The sequence below is a fragment of the Lysobacter sp. CCNWLW3 genome, assembly GCF_036697405.1.
Lineage (GTDB): Bacteria > Pseudomonadota > Gammaproteobacteria > Xanthomonadales > Xanthomonadaceae > Lysobacter.
In genome coordinates this window covers 177,108-196,596 of sequence record NZ_JBAHWA010000001.1, presented here as the reverse complement: position 1 = coordinate 196,596, position 19,489 = coordinate 177,108, and the positions used below count along the sequence as shown (strand labels likewise).

At 69.3% G+C, this 19,489-nt stretch carries 11 protein-coding genes; 1 reads left to right on the top strand and 10 read right to left on the bottom strand.

All coding sequences use genetic code 11. The features are described from left to right. Nucleotides 1–375 precede the first annotated feature (375 nt). Entirely contained in the window at nucleotides 376–2,532 is a 2,157-nt protein-coding gene (locus V1318_RS00935) for a M4 family metallopeptidase (RefSeq protein WP_332936911.1), read from the top strand. A 108-nt stretch (nucleotides 2,533–2,640) separates the two neighbouring features. Here the strand turns inward: V1318_RS00935 and V1318_RS00930 are convergent, their stop codons facing one another. The 10 genes from V1318_RS00930 to smc form a co-directional block, all read right to left on the bottom strand. After that, nucleotides 2,641–4,116, bottom strand: coding sequence for a DHA2 family efflux MFS transporter permease subunit (locus V1318_RS00930; protein WP_332936909.1), 1,476 nt, complete (start codon nucleotides 4,114–4,116; stop codon nucleotides 2,641–2,643). Between the two features lie 55 nt (nucleotides 4,117–4,171). Then, nucleotides 4,172–5,092, bottom strand: a complete 921-nt coding sequence (locus V1318_RS00925; protein ID WP_332936908.1) for a dihydrofolate reductase family protein — start codon at nucleotides 5,090–5,092, stop codon at nucleotides 4,172–4,174. A gap of 86 nt (nucleotides 5,093–5,178) precedes the next feature. Continuing rightward, complete coding sequence (gene gyrA / locus V1318_RS00920; protein WP_332936907.1) at nucleotides 5,179–7,929, bottom strand: DNA gyrase subunit A; 2,751 nt, start codon at nucleotides 7,927–7,929, stop codon at nucleotides 5,179–5,181. 214 nt (nucleotides 7,930–8,143) lie between these two features. Then, nucleotides 8,144–9,199 carry an S-methyl-5-thioribose-1-phosphate isomerase gene (gene mtnA / locus V1318_RS00915; RefSeq protein WP_332936906.1) on the bottom strand — a complete coding sequence of 352 codons (1,056 nt, stop codon included), beginning with the start codon at nucleotides 9,197–9,199 and terminating at the stop codon, nucleotides 8,144–8,146. Between the two features lie 138 nt (nucleotides 9,200–9,337). Beyond that, nucleotides 9,338–10,099 carry a DUF3011 domain-containing protein gene (locus V1318_RS00910; protein ID WP_332936904.1) on the bottom strand — a complete coding sequence of 254 codons (762 nt, stop codon included), beginning with the start codon at nucleotides 10,097–10,099 and terminating at the stop codon, nucleotides 9,338–9,340. A 225-nt stretch (nucleotides 10,100–10,324) separates the two neighbouring features. Next, nucleotides 10,325–11,062 carry a DUF3011 domain-containing protein gene (locus tag V1318_RS00905; RefSeq protein ID WP_332936902.1) on the bottom strand — a complete coding sequence of 246 codons (738 nt, stop codon included), beginning with the start codon at nucleotides 11,060–11,062 and terminating at the stop codon, nucleotides 10,325–10,327. 104 nt (nucleotides 11,063–11,166) lie between these two features. Beyond that, nucleotides 11,167–12,153, bottom strand: coding sequence for an EF-P lysine aminoacylase EpmA (gene epmA / locus V1318_RS00900; protein ID WP_332936900.1), 987 nt, complete (start codon nucleotides 12,151–12,153; stop codon nucleotides 11,167–11,169). Continuing rightward, entirely contained in the window at nucleotides 12,150–14,516 is a 2,367-nt protein-coding gene (ligA, locus tag V1318_RS00895; RefSeq protein WP_332936898.1) for an NAD-dependent DNA ligase LigA, read from the bottom strand. Before ligA ends, epmA begins: the two co-directional genes overlap by 4 nt. A 318-nt stretch (nucleotides 14,517–14,834) precedes the next feature. Continuing rightward, the gene (gene zipA / locus V1318_RS00890) at nucleotides 14,835–15,590 is read right to left on the bottom strand and encodes a cell division protein ZipA (protein ID WP_332936897.1); all 756 of its coding nucleotides are present in this window, start codon (nucleotides 15,588–15,590) and stop codon (nucleotides 14,835–14,837) included. 182 nt (nucleotides 15,591–15,772) lie between these two features. After that, on the bottom strand, nucleotides 15,773–19,276 hold the full coding sequence (smc, locus tag V1318_RS00885) for a chromosome segregation protein SMC (RefSeq protein ID WP_332936895.1): 3,504 nt from the start codon (nucleotides 19,274–19,276) through the stop codon (nucleotides 15,773–15,775). Nucleotides 19,277–19,489: the final 213 nt, after the last annotated feature.

The following is a 19,489-nucleotide window of genomic DNA, read 5'->3' as shown; positions in this document are numbered from 1 at the left end:
CAACGCACCATAACATTTAAAACATTATTACAAAACCATTTCGGTCTCGTGAAATGAAGATTCACGCGCCAAAGCCGGCAAAAAAACGGTTTCAGATGCAAGTGCCGTGCACCGCATCAGTACGCTTTTCTTCCTTAACGAATGTGACTTAGTTCCACTCCTTTGACCCCGATTTGCAGCCAGGCCTAGCGTCCCTCCGCCGCCGCGAAGGACATCGCGCCGGCATCCGATAGACCCACGACCTACCGCACGCACAAGGACGTAAACGGTGCGCAGGGCAAGGGCGTGTTGGTGACAGGGGGCGGATGCACCACCTGCAGTGAGCTGGCCGCAACCGCGGCCCGACCAACAACACTAGCTTCGGGGGTACCACCAGTGAATCGTCATTCCGTACCGAAACTGCACGCACTCGCGGCCGCGGCCGCCCTGGTCCTGGCCGCGGGCGCGGCCGATGCGGCGCAACGCGTCGATCTGCACCAGCGCAACGTCAACCAGCTCAACCAGCAGTACCGCGCGGCCACGGCCAGCGTCGGCGCCAGCGCCGATGCCGGCGCGCGCCACGCCGAACTGCTCGCGCTGGACACGCAGTCCACGCTCAAGGCCGTCGCGATCAAGGCCGACCGCGACGGCGCCCGCCACTACCGCTATCAGCAGAGCTATCGCGGCGTGCCGATCTTCGGCGAGCAGGTCGTGGTCAGCGAAGACGCCAACGGTAACGTGCGCACCTTGTTCGGCCAGATGATCGGCGGCCTCGACGCCGACCTGCCCAGCGTCACGCCCAAGCTGGCCAAGTCGCAGGCGCTGAGCATCGGCAAGCGCGCCGGCTTGGGCAACCGCCAGGGCCTGCTGGCCACGCGCGGCGAGAAGACCGAGCAGGTCATCTACGTCGACGACGGCGGCCGCGCCCATCTGGCCTATGTCGTGTCCTACTTCGCCGACACCGCCCAGGGCGGTTCGCCGACGCGTCCGTTCGTGATCGTCGACGCCGGCAGCGGCCGCGTGCTCAAGCAGTGGGACGCGCTGGCGCATGCCAACGGCACCGGCCCCGGCGGCAACCAGAAGACGGGCCAGTACGAGTACGGCACCAACTTCGGTTATCTCGACGTGGCGCAGAGCGGCACCACCTGCACCATGAACAACGCTAACGTGAAGACGGTCAACCTCAATCACGGCACCAGCGGCAGCACGGCGTTCTCCTACACCTGCCCGCGCAACACCGTGAAGACCATCAACGGCGCCTACTCGCCGCTCAACGATGCGCACTACTTCGGCAAGGTCGTCTACGACATGTACGGCGCCTACGTGGGCGTGCCGCCGCTGAGCTTCCAGCTGACCATGCGCGTGCACTACAGCAACAGCTACCAGAACGCGTTCTGGGACGGCTCGGCGATGACCTTCGGCGACGGCGGCTCGACCTTCTACCCGCTGGTCAGCCTGGACGTGTCCGCGCACGAGGTCTCGCACGGCTTCACCGAGCAGAACTCGAACCTGACCTACTCCGGCCAGTCCGGCGGCATCAACGAAGCGTTCTCCGACATGGCCGGCGAAGCCGCCGAGTACTACATGAACGGCACGAACGACTTCCTGGTCGGCGCGCAGATCTTCAAGGCCAGCGGCGCCCTGCGCTACATGGCCAATCCGCCTCAGGACGGCAGCTCGATCGGCCATGCCTCGAACTACACCAGCGGCATGGACGTGCATTACTCGTCCGGCGTGTACAACAAGGCCTTCTGGAAGCTGGCGACCACCTCCGGCTGGGATACGCAGAAGGCGTTCAAGGCCTTCGCCCGCGCCAACCAGTTGTACTGGACCGCGAGCACCAACTTCATCCAGGGCTCCTGCGGCGTCGAGACCGCGGCCACCGATCTGGGCTACAACGTCGCCGACGTAAGTGCGGCCTTCGCGCTGGTGGGCGTCGACTGCCCGGGCGGCGGCAACGCGGCCCCGGTGGCTAACTTCAGCGCCGCGGTCAGCGGCCTGAGCGTGGCCTTCACCGACACCTCCACCGACAGCGACGGCACGATCGCCTCGCGCAGCTGGAACTTCGGCGACGGCACCACGTCCACCGCGACCAATCCGAGCAAGACCTACGCCACGGCCGGCACCTACACGGTCACGCTGACGGTCACCGACGACGACGGCGCCACCAACACCAAGACCTCCTCGGTCACGGTCGGCGGCACCGGCGGCACCCAGACCTACAGCAACGGCACCGACTATCCGATCGCCGACAACAGCACGGTCGAAAGCCCGATCCCGGTTTCCGGCCGCACCGGCAACGGCCCCAGCAACGCCTCGATCACCGTCAACATCATCCACACCTACAAGGGTGATCTGAAGGTCGATCTGGTCGCGCCGGACGGCACCTTGTACAACATCCACAACCGCAGCGGCGGCAGCGCCGACAACGTGACCGGCACCTTCACCAAGAACCTGACCAGCGAAGCGCTGAACGGTACCTGGAAGCTGCGCGTCAACGACAATGCGGCGCTGGACACCGGCCGCATCGACTCGTGGAGCATCACGTTCTGATCGCCCGATCCGGGCCAGGTGACGGCCCGGCCACAGCGAACGCAAACGAAAAACCCCGGCTTCGGCCGGGGTTTTTTCTCGCTGCGCAGCCGCGTCGCGACGACCCGGCTAGTGCGCTACGGCGCTGTCGGCCGAGGCCTGCTTCGGCGTGCGCAGCAGCAAGCCGCCCAGCAGCGCGGCCAAGGCCGCGAAACAGGCCGCCACCACGAACGCGGCCTGGTAGCCGGCATTGAGCGCGACCGCCTGACTGGCGCCGCCGGCCAGCCATTCGCCGCTGCGCCACACCGCCAAGCTGGCCAGGATCGCCAGGCCCAGGGCGCCGCCCATCATGAAGGAGGTGTTGACCATGCCCGAGGCGAGGCCGGATTCTTCCGGCGCGACATCGCTCATCGCCGCCAGCAGGACCGGATTGAAGGCCACGCCCGCGCCCAGGCCGAGCAACAGCATGCCGGGCAGCACGTCGCCGACGAAGCGCCCGTCGACCGGCGCGCGCGCGAACAAGGCCAGGCCGATCGCGGCCAGTCCCAGGCCGAACGCGAGCGGCAGGCGCAGGCCGTAGCGCATCACGATCTTGGCCGACAGGCCCAGCGAGAACGCGGCCATGATCAGGTTCGAGGGCAGGAACGCCAAGCCGACCTGCATCGGCGTGTAGCCCAATACCTGCTGCATGTACAAGGCCGACAGGAAGAACCAGGCGAACATCGCCGCCGCCCACAGCACGCCGACCGCGTTGGCGGTGGCGACGTTGCGCAGCTTGAACAGCCCCAGCGGCATCAGCGGAGCGCGCACGCGCGCCTCGATCGCAAGGAACGCGGCCATCAGCAGCGCCGCCCCGATCAGCATGCCCAGGGTACGCACGCTCAGCCAACCGGCCTCGTTGCCGTTGACGATCGCGTACACCGCCAGCAGCAACGAAGAAGTCACGGCGATGGCGCCCGCCAAGTCCAGGGGCTGGTCGCCGCTGGCGGGCCTGGATCGCGGCAGCAGGCGCAGCGTCGCCGCGATCACCGCGATCCCGATCGGCACGTTGACCAGGAAGATCCAGTGCCAGTGCAGCGTATCGGTGAGCACGCCGCCGAGCAGCACGCCGACGCTGCCGCCGCCGGCGCAGACGAAGCTGTAGACGCCCATCGCCTTGGCACGGTCGCCGGGCTCGGTGAACAGGTTCATGATCAACGACAGCGCCACCGAGGTGACCACCGCGCCGCCCAGGCCCTGCAAGCCGCGCGCGGCGATCAGGAAGGCCTGCGAGCCGGCCATGCCGCAGGCCAGCGAGGCCAAAGTGAAGACCGCGATGCCGATCAGGAACAAACGCCGCTGCCCGAACAGATCGCCCAGGCGCCCGCCCAACAGCAGGAAGCCGCCGAACGTCAGCAGATAGGCGTTGACCACCCAGGCCAGCGAGGCTTCGGAAAAACGCAGATCGGTACGGATCGAGGGCAGCGCCACGTTGACGATGGTGCTGTCGAGCACGATCATCAAGGCGCCCATGCACAGCACCGCCAGCGCGATCCAGCGGTTGCGCGGCGGGTGCGCGGCGACCGCGCCGGCCGTTTCGAGGGGAATCTTTTCGGACAGGCTCATCGAGGTTCCTTCGGGTGGGTCGCGGTGCGTACGACTGGGCGCAGGCGCAGGGGCTTCAATCGCCGCCCGCTTCGCCGCGACGCAGGCGGTACTTGAGATGGGTGACGCGCGGCGAGGCCTGCACCGCATAAGGACAAAGCTCCAGCAGGGTGTCGGCGCCGTCGAACAGGCGCAGCCCCCGGCCCAGCACTACCGGAACCAGGTGCAGCCAGAGTTCGTCGACCTGCCCGGCGCGCAACAACTGCCGCGAAACCTCGCCGCCCATCGCCATCACGCAGCCGCCGTCGGCCGCGGCGCGCGCGCGTTCGAGCGCCCCAGCGACGTCGCCGACGAATTCGAAACGCCCGCTCGCCATCGCCATCGGCGCGCGCGGCCGATGGGTGACGACGAAACTCGGCGCCGGAAACGGCGTGTCGCCCCAGGGACCGATGCCGACGTCGAAAGTGCGCCGCCCCAGCACCACCGCGCCGACCGCCGCGCTCGATTCCCGCGCGAGGGCGGCATCGCCTTCGTCGGGCTCATCGAACATCCATTGATGCAAGCGCTCGCCGCCCTCGCCCATCGGCCGGTCGACGCCGACCTCAGGGCCGGCCATGCAGCCGTCCAGCGAAAGACTGACATCGACGATCAGCTTGCTCATGTCCTCTCCTTCGCTGTTGACGATTGCTGCGACGCCCCACGGCGCGCCGATCGCGCCGGGCGAATCTAGGCCAGCTTCGCGATCCTGGGTAGTGACATCCGTCATCGCCGCCCCGCGCGCATCGCCGCGCCGGCCAATCGCCGCCACGCGGGCCACAGCGCAACCGCGATCGGCGTCGCTGCGGGCGCAGAGCGTCGGCGAGACGTCCAGGCCGGACCCTAGCATGCACGGGCGCATGCGCTCGACCGGATGGGCAAGCGCCGGGCCATGCTGATCGTGCGCGAACTTGCGGGGCTCCAGGCGCCACGCAGATCGACGCCGCGACCTGCCCGGCATCAGCTCCGGAAGAACACCGTCGCGAGCGCCGGAAACGGAAACGCCGCCCGAAGGCGGCGTTTCCGAGACGGCTGGACGAATGCGAATCAGCTTTGCGGGCTGGGCACGTCGCCCGTGGTCTCTCCTGCGTCCGCGGCCGGCAGCGAGGTTTGGCCGCTGTCGCCGGCGTCCTCCGCCTCGTCCTCCAGGGAGGCGTCGACACGCTCGATGGTCTGCAGGGTCTCGTCCTCGGCCAGGCGCATCAGGGTCACGCCCTGGGTGTTGCGGCCGACCTGGGAGATTTCCGCCGCGCGCGTGCGCACCAGGGTGCCGCCGTCGGAGATCATCAGCACTTCGTGGTGATCGCTGAGCTGGATCGCGCCGACCAGCGCACCGTTGCGGTCGGTGGTCTTGAGCGCGATCACGCCCTGGGTGCCGCGACCCTTGCACGGGTACTCGTCGACCGGGGTGCGCTTGCCGTAACCGCGCTGGCTGGCGGTCAGGATGTCGCCGTCGCCGTCGATCACGATCATGCTGACCACCGCCTCGCCCGCGGCCAGCTTGATGCCGCGCACGCCGCGGCTGTTGCGGCCGGTGGAACGCACGCCGCCCTTGCCGCGCTTGGACTTGTCGGCGCCTTCGCCCTCGCCCGCCGCTTCGGCCTCGACGCCGTCTTCGGCGCCCTCGGCCTCGGCCGACTCGTCGCCGGTCTCGGCCTCGTCCTCGCGGCCGCTCTCGGCGAAGCGCACGGCCTTGCCGTTGCTCGCGAACAGCATGACCTCGCGCTGGCCGTCGGTCAGGGCCACGTCGACCAGGGCATCGCCTTCGTCGAGGTTGATCGCGATCTTGCCGCGCGCCAGGCGGTAGGCGAACTCGGTCAGCGGGGTCTTCTTGACCATGCCCTTGCGGGTGGCGAAGAACACGAAGTGCTGGTCGTCGTATTCGCGCACCGGCAGCACGGCCTGGACCTGCTCGCCGGCTTCCAGCGCCAGCCAGTTGATGATCGGGCGGCCGCGCGCGTTCGGGCCGGCCTCCGGCAACTGGTGCACCGGCAGCCAGAACACGCGGCCGGAACTGGTGAAGGTCAACAAGGTGTCGTGGGTGTTGACCAGCCACAGCTTGTCGATGAAGTCCTCGTCCTTGGTCGCGGCCGCGTTGCGGCCCTTGCCGCCGCGCTTCTGGGCGCGGTAAGCGCTGACCGGCTGGCGCTTGGCGTAGCCCGAATGCGACAGGGTGACCACCACGTCTTCCGGCGCGATCAGGTCGAGGATGTCCAGATCCTCTTCGCTGGCGCGGATTTCGCTGCGGCGCGCATCGCCGAACTCTTCCTTCAGGTTGAGCAGCTCGGTGCGGATCACTTCCAGCAGCACGTCGGGATTCTCGAGGATCTCGATCAGGCCGCGGATGGTCTCCAGCAGCAGCTTGTATTCGTCGGTGAGCTTCTCCTGCTCCAGCCCGGTCAGGCGGTGCAGGCGCATTTCCAGGATCTGGCTGGCCTGGGCCTCGGTGAGCTGATAGCGGCCGTCGGCGAAACCGCAGCCCGCGGGCAGATCGTCCGGACGCGAGGCCTCGGCGCCGGCGGCGGCCAGCAGCGCGCCGACCAGGCCCGGTTCCCAGGTCTTGGCCAGCATGCGCTCGCGCGCCTCGTTCGGATTCGCCGAGGTCTTGATCAGCTCGATCATCTCGTCGATGTTGGCCAGCGCGACCGTCAGGCCTTCCAGGATGTGCGCGCGCTGGCGCGCCTTGCGCAGATCGAAGATGGTGCGGCGGGTCACCACTTCGCGGCGGTGACGGATGAAGGCCTCGATGATCTGCTTGAGGTTCAGCAACTGCGGGCGGCCGTCGACCAGCGCCACCATGTTGATGCCGAACACCGACTCCATCTGGGTCTGCTGATAGAGGTTGTTGAGCACCACTTCGGCGGATTCGCCGCGCTTGACCTCGATGAAGATGCGCATGCCGTCCTTGTCGGACTCGTCGCGCAGCTCGCTGATGCCCTCGAGCTTCTTCTCCTTGACCAGCTCGGCGATCTTTTCGATCAGCCGCGCCTTGTTGACCTGGTACGGGATCTCGGTGACCGCGATCGCCTCGCGGCCGGTGTCCTCGTTGACCTCGATCTCGGCGCGCGCGCGCATGCGCACGCGGCCGCGGCCGGTGCGGTAGGCGGCGATGATGCCGGCGGTGCCGTTGATGATGCCCGCGGTCGGGAAGTCCGGGCCGGGGATGTATTCCATCAGCCCGTCGACGTCCAACTCCGGCTCGTTGATCAGGGCGATGGTCGCGTTGATCACTTCCGACAGGTTGTGCGGCGGGATGTTGGTCGCCATGCCCACGGCGATACCGGCCGAGCCGTTGACGAGCAGGTTCGGCACCCGGGTCGGCATGACCGTGGGTTCGAGTTCCTTTTCGTCGTAGTTGGGCTGGAAGTCGACGGTTTCCTTGTCGATGTCCGCCATCAGCTCGTGGGTGAGCTTGGCCATGCGCGATTCGGTGTAACGCATCGCGGCGGCGGAGTCGCCGTCGACCGAACCGAAGTTGCCCTGGCCGTCGACCAGCAGGTAGCGCAGCGAGAACGGCTGGGCCATGCGCACCAGCGTGTCGTAAACCGACTGATCGCCGTGCGGGTGGTACTTACCGATCACGTCGCCGACGATACGCGCCGACTTGAAGTGGGGCTTGTTGCTGTGCGCGCCGAGTTCGCTCATCGCGTACAGGACGCGACGGTGCACCGGCTTGAGACCATCGCGGACGTCGGGGAGCGCGCGCCCCACGATCACGCTCATGGCGTAATCGAGATAGCTGCGGCGCATCTCGTCTTCGAGATTGATCTGGATGATTTCCTTGGCGAGTTCGGCCATCAGGGTTCCGTGCTGAGCGGTTTTGCTAGGCGCCCTGGACGGCGCCGAAAACCTGCCCGTGCGGGCCTGTTTTGCGGCTCGCTCGGGGCGGCATCAAAAGGACAGGAAATGATAGCACGAAACGGGGTCGGACGGCAGCCCGATTCCCACGCAGAAACAAGCACTTGCGAGTGCTTTTCCAGGCTTTGGCGAGGCCGCGCGCGAGGCGCCGCGATCAGGCCCCGAACGCGGCCCGCATCGCCTGCGCGTCGGGGCGCTCGATCACGCCGCGCTCGGTGACGATGGCGTCGATCAGATCGTGCGGGGTGACGTCGAAAACCGGGTTCCAGGCCCCCACCAGTTCGGCCGCGGTGCGCACCCCGCCGACCGCGAACAACTCGGCCGGGTCGCGCTCCTCGATCTCGATCGCCTCGCCCGAGGCGGTGGCCATGTCGACCGTCGAGGACGGCGCGGCGACCATGAACTTGACCCCGTGATGGCGCGCGGCGATCGCCAGCTGATAGGTGCCGATCTTGTTGGCGGTGTCGCCGTTGGCGCAGATGCGATCGGCGCCCACGATCACCCACTGCACGCGGCCGCTCTTCATCAGATGCGAGGCGGCGGCGTCGGCGATCAGAGTCGGCGCGATGCCGTCCTGCTGGAGTTCCCACACGGTCAGGCGCGCGCCCTGCAGCCAGGGCCGGGTCTCGCCGGCATAGACCTGATCGATGCGGCCCTGGGCGACGCCTGCGCGAATCACGCCCAGCGCGGTGCCGAAGCCGGCGGTGGCCAGCGAGCCGGTGTTGCAATGGGTGAGCACGCCGCTGCCGGGCACGATCAGGGCCGCGCCCAGCGCGCCCATGCGGCGGTTGGCGGCCAGGTCCTCGTCGGCGATCGCCTGGGCCTCGCGCGCCAGCAGTTCGCGCCAATCGGCGCCCGCACCGCTCAGACTGCGGCGCATGCGCGCCAGCGCCCAGGCCAGATTGACCGCGGTCGGGCGCGCGGCGTTGAGGCGCTGCATCGCCGGCTCCAGCGCGGCCAAGGCGGCGGCGCCGTCGTCGGCCTGGACATCGCGCGCGGCCAGGACCGTGCCCCAGGCCGCGGCGATGCCGATCGCGGGCGCGCCGCGCACGGTCAGGGCGTGGATCGCGGCCGCGACCGCGTCGCTGTCCTGGCAACGCACATACTCGACATGGAACGGCAGGCGGCGCTGATCCAGCAGCTCCAGGGCGTCGCCGGTCCAACGGATCGGGCGGATGCGGTCGTAGCGGTCGAAATCGATATCGTTCATGGCCCAAGTTTATCGCAGCGGCGCCGGCGCCTGGTTTCGGGCTCGCGACAGCCCGGCGGCCGGCGCGTAAGCGCCATAACGAAAACGGGCCCCGCGTCGCCGCGGAGCCCGTCTCGGTCGGCCGTCCGGCGGACGCGATCAGCGCACGCTGAACTCGCCGCGGCAGCCCATCTGCACCCAGATGCCGTTCGGATCCCAGCCCCAGGTCTGGCCTTCGATGCAGGCGCCCTTGGACATCTGCCGGATCAGGCGCGCGCCGTCGCGGATGCTGGTGTTGCAGCGGCGCATGCGGCCCTGGCGGCCGTCGTTGGATTCGCAGACCACGGTGCGCCACTGGTTGTTGCCGCCGTTCCAGCCGCCGCCGTTCCAACCGCCACCGCCGCGACCGCTGCTGAACTCGCCGCGGCAGCCATTGCTGACCCACACGCTGCCGCGCTGCGAGCCCCAGCTCTGGCCTTCCACGCAGGGCGACTTGGAGAGCTGGCGGACCAGGCGCGCGCGATTGCCGCCGATGGCGCAGGTGCGGTAACGGCCGTCGTCGGATTCGCAGCGCACGGTGTCGCCGTTGTTGCCGCCGCCATTCCAACCGCCACCGCCGTTCCAGCCGCCGTCGCCGCGGCCCAGCTCGAACTCGGCGCGGCAACCGTTGCTGACCCAGATGGTGTCGCGGTTGTAGCCCCAGGTGCTGCCCTGGATGCACTGCGACTTGGAGAGCTGACGGACCAGGCGCACGCCGCCGCGGGTGTCGGCGTAGCACTGGCGGTTGCGGCCGTCGTCGGACTCGCAGCGGATGGTCTGCTGGCCGCCGCCGTAGTAACCGGAATCGTATTGCGGCGCCGCCTGTGCGGTCGCGCTGAAACCCAGCGCCAGGGCGAAACAGGAAACGATGCGTACGAACATGTCCGTCACTCCTTTGTCAGTTGGCTGCAACTCTATCCACGTCCGCTTAACGCAAGTTCAAGATTTCGGCGCTGCGCCGGACCCGATCGGGATGCGTTTATCTGCCGCTTAACGATACCCGGGGGCCGCGGCCGGACCAGGGCGCGCTGGGCGCAAGTATGCCGTGCGAGAGGCTCGACGGTCGCCCCGGGCGATGGCAGGCGACCACGGCGCCGCCGCGATGTCTCAGCCGCCGCGCGGCGTATCGACTTCGAACTCGGCGCGGCAGCCGTCCTCGACCCAGATGCCGTTGCCGTCGAAGCCCCAGCTGCGCCCTTCCACGCATTGCGAGCGCGAGAGCTGCTTGTGCATGCGCACGCCGGCGCCGGTCTGGACCGCGCAGCGCTGGGCCTGGCTCTTGATCGACTCGCACAGCACCAGCTTGCCGCGCGGCGCGCTGGCGACCGGCTCGGGCGCGCCGCCGGACAGCAGCTGGAATTCGCCGCGACAGCCGCCGGAGACCCACAGGCCTTGGGCATCGACGCCCCAGTTCTGATCGCGGATGCAGGGACGCTTGGACAATTGGCGCACCAACTGGATGCCGTTGGCGCTGTCGGCGCGGCAGTGGTTCCAGCGCCCGCCCTTGGATTCGCAGCGCAGCACGCGGTCGCCGCTGCGGCTGTCGCGGCCGCTGCCGCCCTGGCCGAGCACGAAGTCGGCGCTGCAGCCGCGCGCGACCCAGACGCCGCTGCGGTTGACGCCCCAGCTCTTGCCCTCGACGCAGTCGCTGTCGGACAGGCGCCGCGCCAGGCGCACGCCGCCGCTGGTATCGGCCGGGCACTGGCGCGGGGTTTCGCCGTCGGATTCGCAACGCAATACGCGGTCGCCGTACAGCCGCTCGCCGCCGGCCTGGGCCATGGCGCTGCCCGCGCAGGCCGCCAGGACCAGCGCCAGCGACAGTGCCGCGGCATAACGTGTGCGCATTGCGACCTCCCCCGTGCGATACGCGATCACTCTACCCCGCGCTCCTGAATGGTCAATCAAAAGATCCTGCAACTGCGCGCGCCGGCGCTTTGCGTTCAGGCTTGTCATGCGCGCGCGAAATCGAAGGCCAGGGTGTCGGCGATGCGGGGAACGTTCAGCATCGCCATCAGCAATCGATCCACGCCCAGCGCGACGCCGGCGCAGTCCGGCAGGCCCGCGGCCAGTCCGGCCAGCAGGGCCTCGTCGCGCGGCGGCGCCGGCGCGCCGCGTTGCGCGCGCAGCGCCAGGTCGCGCCCGAAGCGCGCGCCCTGTTCGTCGGGGTCGGCGAGTTCGTGATAGCCGTTGGCCAGTTCCAGCGGCCCCAGATAGAGCTCGAAACGTTCGGCCAGCGGCGGTTCGCCGGCGCGCACGCGCGCGAGCGCGCACTGTGAGGCCGGATAGTCGTAGATCGCGAGCAGGCGGTCGGAGGCGAAGCCCGGCTGCAGGCGATGCGTCATCAACAGGTCCAGCCAGTCGTCGCGAAGCAGGCCTTCGGGATCGATCCGCACATCGCCCAGGGCCGCGCGCAGTTCGGCCTCGCCGGCGGTGAGCGGATCCAGGCCCAGGCGCTGGCGGTACAGCTCGCGATAGGCCACGCGCTCCAGCCCCGCCTCGCGCCCGACCAGGGCCAGCGCGGCCTGGATCAGTTCGGCCGCCTCGGCGATCAGGTCGTGATGGTCGTAACCGAGCCGGTACCACTCGAGCATGCTGAATTCGGGGTTGTGACGGCCGCCGGCCTCGCCGTCGCGGAACACGCGGCCGAGCTCGTAGCAATCGCCGAAACCGGCCGCGAGCAGGCGCTTGAGCGGGTACTCCGGCGAGGTGCGCAGCCAGCGCGTGCGCGGCGCACCGTCGGTGCGGCCGCCGAACTGCAGCGAGAACGAGGCGATGTTGGGATCGGTATTGCCGGCCACCGACAATACCGGGGTCTCGACTTCGGTCACGCCGCGCTCGGCGAAGAACGCGCGGATGCGCGCATTGAGCGCGGCGCGCAGGCGCAGCGCCTCGAAGCTCGCCGACGGCCGCCAGTCGCGTTCGTAGGCGCCGCTCACGTCGGCCAGCGGCCGTGTTCGGCCAGGAAAGCGAGCAGCTGCGCCTCGTCCCAGATCGGCACGCCCAGCTCCTGGGCCTTGTCGAGCTTGGAACCGGCGGCCTCGCCGGCGACCACGAAGCTGGTCTTCTTGGACACGCTGCCGGCGACCTTGGCGCCCAGCGCTTCCAGGTGGTCCTTGGCCTGGTCGCGCGACAAGGCGCTGAGGCTGCCGGTGAGCACCGCGGTCTGGCCGTCCAGCGGGCCGGCGGCCGCGGCCGCCGCGGCCGCATCGGGCAGGCGCGCCTGCAATTGCGCCAGTGCCGCGCCCACGCGTTGCAGCAGGGCCGCGTTGTCGGCGTCGTCGCGCCACAGGGCGAACGCCTGCGCGCTGTCGGCGGGCAGACCGGCGGTGACGTAGGCGTGCTCGGGCGCGGCCGCCAGCTTGGCCGCGTCGGCGAACGCGGCGGCCAGCTGTTCGGCGCGGATGCGGGTGACCTTGGGGATTTCCATATCGACCAGCAGGGTCGCCAGATTCAGATCCGGGCCGAGCTTGGGCGAAGGCTCATGGGTGTCGGTGATGGTCACGCCGCGCGCGAGCAGGTCGTCGATCGCCTGCTGGTTGCCGGGCTGATCCAGGAAATGGCCGAGCGAACGCGCGACTTCGCCGCCGATGTCTGGCACGCGCTTGAACAGCGGCCACGGCAGGCGCCGGATCAACTCGAGGTCGCCGAACCACACCGACAGGGCCTTGGCCGTGCTCTCGCCGACGTGCTGGATGCCGAGCGCGAACAGGAAGCGTTCCAGCGTGGTCGCGCGGCTGCGGTCGATGGCTTCGATCAGGTTGTCGGCCCACTTGGTCGCGACCTTGCCGGCCTTGACCGTTTCGGGCGTGGTGCCGTCGCGCTCGTCGGCGCGGCGCTTCATCTCCAGCAAGTCGTCCAGGCCGAGCCGATACAGGTCGGCCACCGACTGCACGTATCCCAGGTCCGACAGCACCTCGACATAGCGCTCGCCCAGGCCCTCGATGTCCATGGCCCGGCGCGAGGCGAAATGGATGATCGCCTCCTTGCGCTGGGCCGGACAGATCAGCTCGCCGGAGCAGCGCCAGACCACCTCGCCTTCCTCGCGCACCAGCTCCGAACCGCACTGCGGGCAGGTCTCGGGCATGGCCCAGGGCCGGGTGCCGGGCGGGCGCTGTTCGATCACCACCCGCACCACCTCGGGGATCACGTCGCCGGCGCGGCGGACGATCACGGTGTCGCCGTTGCGCACGTCCAGGCGCGCGACCTGATCGGCGTTGTGCAGGGTGGCGCGGGTCACGACCACGCCGCCCACCTGCACCGGCGCCATCAGCGCCCACGGCGTCACCGCGCCGGTGCGGCCGACGTTGATCTCGATCGATTCGACCGTGGTCGCCTGCTCCTGCGCCGGAAACTTGTGCGCGATCGCCCAGCGCGGCGCGCGCGAGACGAAACCCATCTCGCGCTGCCCGGCGTAGTCGTCGAGCTTGTAGACCACGCCGTCGATGTCGAACGGCAGGCTGTCGCGCTTTTCGCCGATGCGGCGGTAGTAGCCGAGCAGGCCCTGGGTGCCGGCGACCACGTCGCTTTCGGCGCTGACCGGGAAGCCCCACTCGCGCAGTTGCTTGAGCGTGGCCGAATGGGTGGCCGGCAGTTCATAGCCTTCGACGACGCCGACCGCGTAGGCGTAGAACGCCAGCGGACGCTGCGCGGTGACGCGCGGATCGAGCTGGCGCAGCGAACCGGCCGCGCCGTTGCGCGGATTGGCCAGGACCTTGCCGCCGTCCTTGAGCGCGCGCTCGTTGTAGGCCTTGAACGCGGCCAGCGGCATGTAGACCTCGCCGCGCACTTCCAATACCTCCGGCCAGCCCTTGCCGCGCAGTTGCAGCGGGATCGCCTTGACGGTGCGCAGGTTGGCGGTGACGTCCTCGCCGGTGGCGCCGTCGCCGCGGGTCGCGCCCTGGACGAAGCGGCCGTGCTCGTAGCGCAGGCTGATCGCCAGGCCGTCGAGCTTGGGCTCGACCGAGAAACTGGGCGAGCTGCGCTCCAGGCGCTCTTCGATGCGGCGTTCGAAATCGGCCACTTCCTCGTCGCTGAAGGCGTTGCCCAGCGACAGCATCGGGATCGCGTGGCGGACCTCGGCGAAGGCCGAGGACGGCGCGTTGCCGACGCGCTGGGTCGGCGAATCCGGGCTGAGCAGTTCGGGGTGCGCGGCTTCGAGCTGGTCCAGCTCGCGCAGCAGGCGGTCGTACTCGGCGTCCGGAATGCTGGGGTCGTCGAGCACGTGATAGCGGTAGTTGGCGTCTTCGAGCTGCTGGCGCAGGGCGGCGGCGCGTTGCGCGGCTTTGGCGGAGTCGGTCATCGCGGGCGATCCAGGGCGCTGCGGTTGCAGCGCTATCGGTGCATTTTGACCGGTTTGAGCGAATCTGGGGATGCTGGGTAGGTGAGTTTGCGTGGGGTGGAGCGAATCCCCCCTGCCCCCCTTTTCCAAAGGGGGGAACAGCAACGGGCAACGGGCGACGGCGGCCGCGCTCTTCGTCGCAGCTGATATTGCCGGCCTTGTCGCAGCGATGCCGCCGGCCTTGCGAAGTCGATTGTCTTCCCCCTTTGAAGAGGGGGATTGAGGGGGATTTGCTTTTGAGCCGCGACGTCGCCCTTCCGAGCTAGCGCGCGGCGTCCCTTACCAGCGCGTGGGCCGCGTCAGCGGCGGCGCTTCGCGCTGGCGGTCGTAGGCGCGCAGCTCGTCGCGCAGGTGGGCGATGCGCTGGCGGCCGAGCGCGTTGCGCTGTTCGTCCAGGACCACGCCGTCCAGCAGTTCGGCCATGCGTTGCGCGGTCGGCAGCATGGTTTCCCAGGCGTCGAGCGCGGGCACCGGCGCCGGCAGGGTCAGGAAGAACGCGATCGCCGGGGTTTCCAGGGTCTGGATCTGGGCCATGTCGAAGCTGCCGGGCTTCATGATATTGGCGACGCTGAACACCGGGCCGCGCTCGGGGTGGCCTTCGACCAGGCGGTGGAACACGCCCATGTGGCCGTAGACCAGGCCGGCCTTTTCGGCCGCGACCACGATGTCGGGGCCGTGCAGCTTGGCGCCGGCGCGCGCGGCTAGGTAGAGGGTGACGATCTTGTCGAATTCCTCGGTGGCGCGGCGGCCGAGCTCGCTGCTGGCGGCGCCGCCCTCGAGGGTGCGCTCGAACAGTTCCAGTTCGGCCTGGCGGGTGCTTTCGCCGGCCGCGGCGGCCCCGGCGTCGCCTTCGATCAGTTCGCCCAGGGTGGGTTCGCGACGACCGCTGTCGCCCTTGTGCGCGTCGGCGCCGCTCTCGCGCGGCAGCCGCTTGCCCTGCCCGGGCTTGCGCGGGCGACCGAAAAACACGATCGCGCCGATCAGGATCAAGCCGGCGATCAGGATGCCGATCCGCAGCAGGGTCACTTCGGACATCGATTGCTCCTTTGTAAAGCGGGAATGGGGAATGGGGAATGGGGAATCGTCAAAGCGTTGCGTCGCTGTCGACTCCCTGCTTCCTATTCCAGATTCCGAATGATCGAATTAAAACAACGTGAGAACGGAGAAGAATGCTTTAAAACCATTCTCGATTCCCAATTCCCGATTCCCGGAGCAGTTCAGGCCGCGCCCGCAAGACGCGTCGCCTCGGCCAGGTCCACCGAGACCAGACGGCTCACGCCCGGTTCGCGCATGGTCACGCCCGACAGCTGCTGCGCGGCTTCCATGGTCGCCTTGTTGTGGCTCACGAACAGGAACTGTACCTGTTCGCTCATCTCGCTGACCATCGCCGTGAAGCGGCCGACGTTGGCTTCGTCCAGCGGCGCGTCGACCTCGTCGAGCAGACAGAACGGCGCCGGGTTGAGGCGGAAGATCGCGAACACCAGGGCCACCGCGGTCATCGCCTTCTCGCCGCCGGACAGCAGCGAGATGTTGGACACGCGCTTGCCGGGCGGGCGGGCCATGATCGCCACGCCGGTGTCGAGCAGATCTTCGCCGGTGAGTTCGAGGTAGGCGTGGCCGCCGCCGAACAGGCGCGGATACAGTTCCTGCACGCCGGAATTGACCCGGTCGAAGGTGTCCTTGAAGCGGCCGCGGGTCTCGCGGTCGATCTTGCGGATCGCGTCTTCCAGGGTTTCCAGCGCGGTGGTGAGGTCGGTGTACTGCGCGTCCAGGTAATCCTTGCGGGTCGCGGCCTCGGCGTGTTCGGCGATCGCGGCCAGGTTGACCGGTTCCAGGCGGCGCAGCTTGCCATCGAGCTCGGCGACGGTGCGCTCCCAGACCTGCGGCTGCATGTCGTCGGTGAGGGTGTTGACCACGTCCTCGAGCACGAAGCCGGCCTCGGCGATCGCCGCCGACAGGGTCTCGGCCTTGAGCACCAGGGCCTGCTGTTCGAGGCGGCGCTGGCCGATGGCCTCGCGCTGCTGCAGGGCCTGCTCGTCGCGCTGATGGCGGGTCTGCTCGAAGCGGCGCAGGTCGTTGTCGATACCGTCGAGGTGGCTGCGCGCGCTGGTCAAGGTCTGTTCGGCCAGCACGCGCTGTTCCAGCGCGACCTGGCGCTGGGTTTCCAGCGATTGCACCGGCTGGTCGCCCTCGGCCAGCTGCGCGGCGAGTTCGCCCAGGCGGTTGTCGAGCTGGCCGCGCTGGCCGCCCATGCGGTCCAGGGCCTGCGACAGGCCGACGATCTGGGTGCGCTGGGCTTCCAGGGTCAGGGCCAGCGCATGCGCCATGTCGCGCGATTCGCGCGCGGCGTTGCGCGCGGCGTCGCGCGCCTCGCCCAGGCTGCGGCGTTCGGCCTCCAGGGCCAGGCGCGCGTCCTCGAGTTCGCCCATGCGCTCGACCGCGGCTTCCTGGCGCGCACGCGCGTCGCGGGCCTGCTCGCGGCTGCCGTCGAGGGTGAGGATCAGTTGTTCCAGCTCGGCCTCGATCTTCTCGATGCGGCCGCGCGCGCTGTCCAGGCGGCCCTGCTGGCTCTGCAGCTGGCCGGCCAGTTCGGACACGCCGCGGTGGGCCATGTACAGGCCGCGCTGGGCGTCTTCGCGCTGCTGCTCGGCGGCCAGGGTGCGGTCGCGCAACTGCACCAGCAGCGATTCGAGTTCGCGCTCGCGGTTGAGCAGGGTCTCGATCTCGCCGCGCAGGGTCTGGATCTCGCGCTCGCGCAGCAGCGCGCCCTGCTGGGCGGCGCCGGAGCGCAGCACCCGCACCCAGCCGGCGCCGAGGCGCTCGCCGCTGCGGGTGATGACCGAATCGCCTTCGCCCAGCGAGGGCAGCAGCGCACGCGCCGCGGCCAAGTCCTCGGCGGTGTGCAGGCGCGCGAGCAGGCGCCGGATCGCGCGCGGTCCGCGCACCTTGGCGGCCAGCGAGGTCGGCGCGTAGGCGCTGTCGTCGGCCTCGGGCGAGACCAGGCTGAGGCGGCCGTCGGCGAGTTCGCCGATGGCGTCGACCAGGGATTCGGGCGCCTCGACCAGCACGCCCTCGATGAGCTGGCCGAGCGCGCTTTCGACCGCGTTCTCCCAGCCCGCATCGACGTCCAGGCGTTCGCCCACGCGCGCGGCGCTGTCCAGCCCGCGCGACTTGAGCCAGTTCACCGCCGCGCCCTGCTCCTGGCCCAGCGCGGCGTGCTGCAGGGTTTCCAGCGAGGACAGGCGGCCGCGCGCGGCCTGGGCCTGCTTGCGCACTTCGGCCAGTTCGGACTGGGTGCCGCGCTGCTGCTCCTGCAGTTCGGTGACGCTGCCCTTGCGGGTTTCCAGCTCGTGGGTCAGGCCTTCCAGCGACTCCTTCTGGACGTCGTGCTGGCTCTGGATTTGTTCGAAGGCCGCGGCCAGGGCGCCCAGGTCCAGGCCGGTGCGTTCGTTGGACAGCAGCTCGCGGCGGCGTTCGGCGTCCAGGCTCTGGCGGTCCAGGCCCTCGATGCGGGTGCGCTCGACCTCGGCCGCGCGCGCGGCCTCGGACTGGGCGCGACTGTGCGCGTCCCAGCGCTGCTGCCAGTCGTTGAGCTTGGTCTCGGCGTCGCGCAGGGCTTCCTGGCGCGCCTCGTCGTTGTCGCGCAGGGCTTCCAGGCGCGGCTCGGCGTCCTCGACCGCGGCGCGCAGCGCGTCCAGGCGTTCCTGGTCGCTGCCCATGTGGCTGCCGAGTTCGGCCAGCTGCGCGGCGGCTTCGTCGCGCGCGCGCTGCAGGCGGGTGGTCATCTCGCGCTGGTGCTGGATCTGCTGCTCGATGCGGGCCAGGGCGCCGCCGACTTCGTAGCTGGCGGCCTGGGCCTTGTTGAGCGCCTCGGCGGCCTCCTCGCGGCGCACGCGTCCGGTCTCCAGCTCGCGCTCGGCCTCGCGCTGCTCGGCGATCAGCTGCTGCAGGCGGGTTTCCTGCTGCGACAGCTTCTCGCGCTGCGACTGCAGCTTCTGGTCCAGGGCGCGATGCTCCAGCGCCTTCCATTCGGCGTCCTTGACCCGGCGCTCGGCCTGGATCGCCTGATACTGCTCGGCCTGGCGGGCCTGGCGGCGCAGGTGCTCGAGCTGCTTGCCGACTTCCTCGCGCAGGTCGTTGAGGCGGTCGAGGTTTTCGCGGGTGTGGCGGATGCGGGTCTCGGTCTCCTTGCGGCGCTCCTTGTACTTGGAGATGCCGGCGGCTTCCTCGAGATAAACGCGCAGCTCCTCGGGCTTGGCCTCGATGATCTGGCTGATCATGCCCTGCTCGATGATCGAGTAGCTGCGCGGCCCCAGGCCGGTGCCCAGGAACAGATCCGTGATGTCGCGGCGGCGGCACTTGCCGCCGTTGAGGTAGTACTGGCTGGTGCCGTCGCGGCTGACGGTGCGCTTGACCGAGATCTCGTTGAAGGCCGCGAATTCGCCGGTGATGGTGTGGTCGGAGTTGTCGAAGATCAGCTCGACCATCGCCTGCGACACCGGCTTGCGCGCCGAGGAGCCGGCGAAGATCACGTCGGTCAGCGAGTCGCCGCGCAGCCGGCTGGCCGAGCTCTCGCCCATCACCCAGCGCACCGCGTCGATGATATTGGACTTGCCGCAGCCGTTGGGACCGACCACGCCGGTCATGTTGGTGGGCAGGTGCAACGTGGTCGGATCGACGAAGGACTTGAAACCGGAGAGCTTGATCGTGGACAGACGCATGCGGCGGGGTTGCCTCTGGCGCGCCCGCGAGGGCGCCGCCGTAGATACCAAGGAAGATGAAGTTGTTCGTCTAAATTACTGATTACTATAGACGATATGCGGTGAAAACGCCGCACAGCCTCGTGAGTATAACGGGCCCGGGCCGGCCTCGCCGGGGCCGTCGCCGGCGCCGCGGCGGCCCGGATCGGCACAGGCTTCCGCCGCCGCCGGGGA

Bases quoted from the DNA above. Each gene is read 5' to 3' on its own strand.
- V1318_RS00905 (WP_332936902.1), bottom strand. From the start codon at position 11,062: ATGCGCACACGTTATGCCGCGGCACTGTCGCTGGCGCTGGTCCTGGCG.
- V1318_RS00910 (WP_332936904.1), bottom strand. From the start codon at position 10,099: ATGTTCGTACGCATCGTTTCCTGTTTCGCCCTGGCGCTGGGTTTCAGC.
- V1318_RS00930 (WP_332936909.1), bottom strand. From the start codon at position 4,116: ATGAGCCTGTCCGAAAAGATTCCCCTCGAAACGGCCGGCGCGGTCGCC.
- V1318_RS00925 (WP_332936908.1), bottom strand. From the start codon at position 5,092: ATGCCGGGCAGGTCGCGGCGTCGATCTGCGTGGCGCCTGGAGCCCCGC.
- smc (WP_332936895.1), bottom strand. From the start codon at position 19,276: ATGCGTCTGTCCACGATCAAGCTCTCCGGTTTCAAGTCCTTCGTCGAT.
- ligA (WP_332936898.1), bottom strand. From the start codon at position 14,516: ATGACCGACTCCGCCAAAGCCGCGCAACGCGCCGCCGCCCTGCGCCAG.
- gyrA (WP_332936907.1), bottom strand. From the start codon at position 7,929: ATGGCCGAACTCGCCAAGGAAATCATCCAGATCAATCTCGAAGACGAG.
- mtnA (WP_332936906.1), bottom strand. From the start codon at position 9,199: ATGAACGATATCGATTTCGACCGCTACGACCGCATCCGCCCGATCCGT.
- zipA (WP_332936897.1), bottom strand. From the start codon at position 15,590: ATGTCCGAAGTGACCCTGCTGCGGATCGGCATCCTGATCGCCGGCTTG.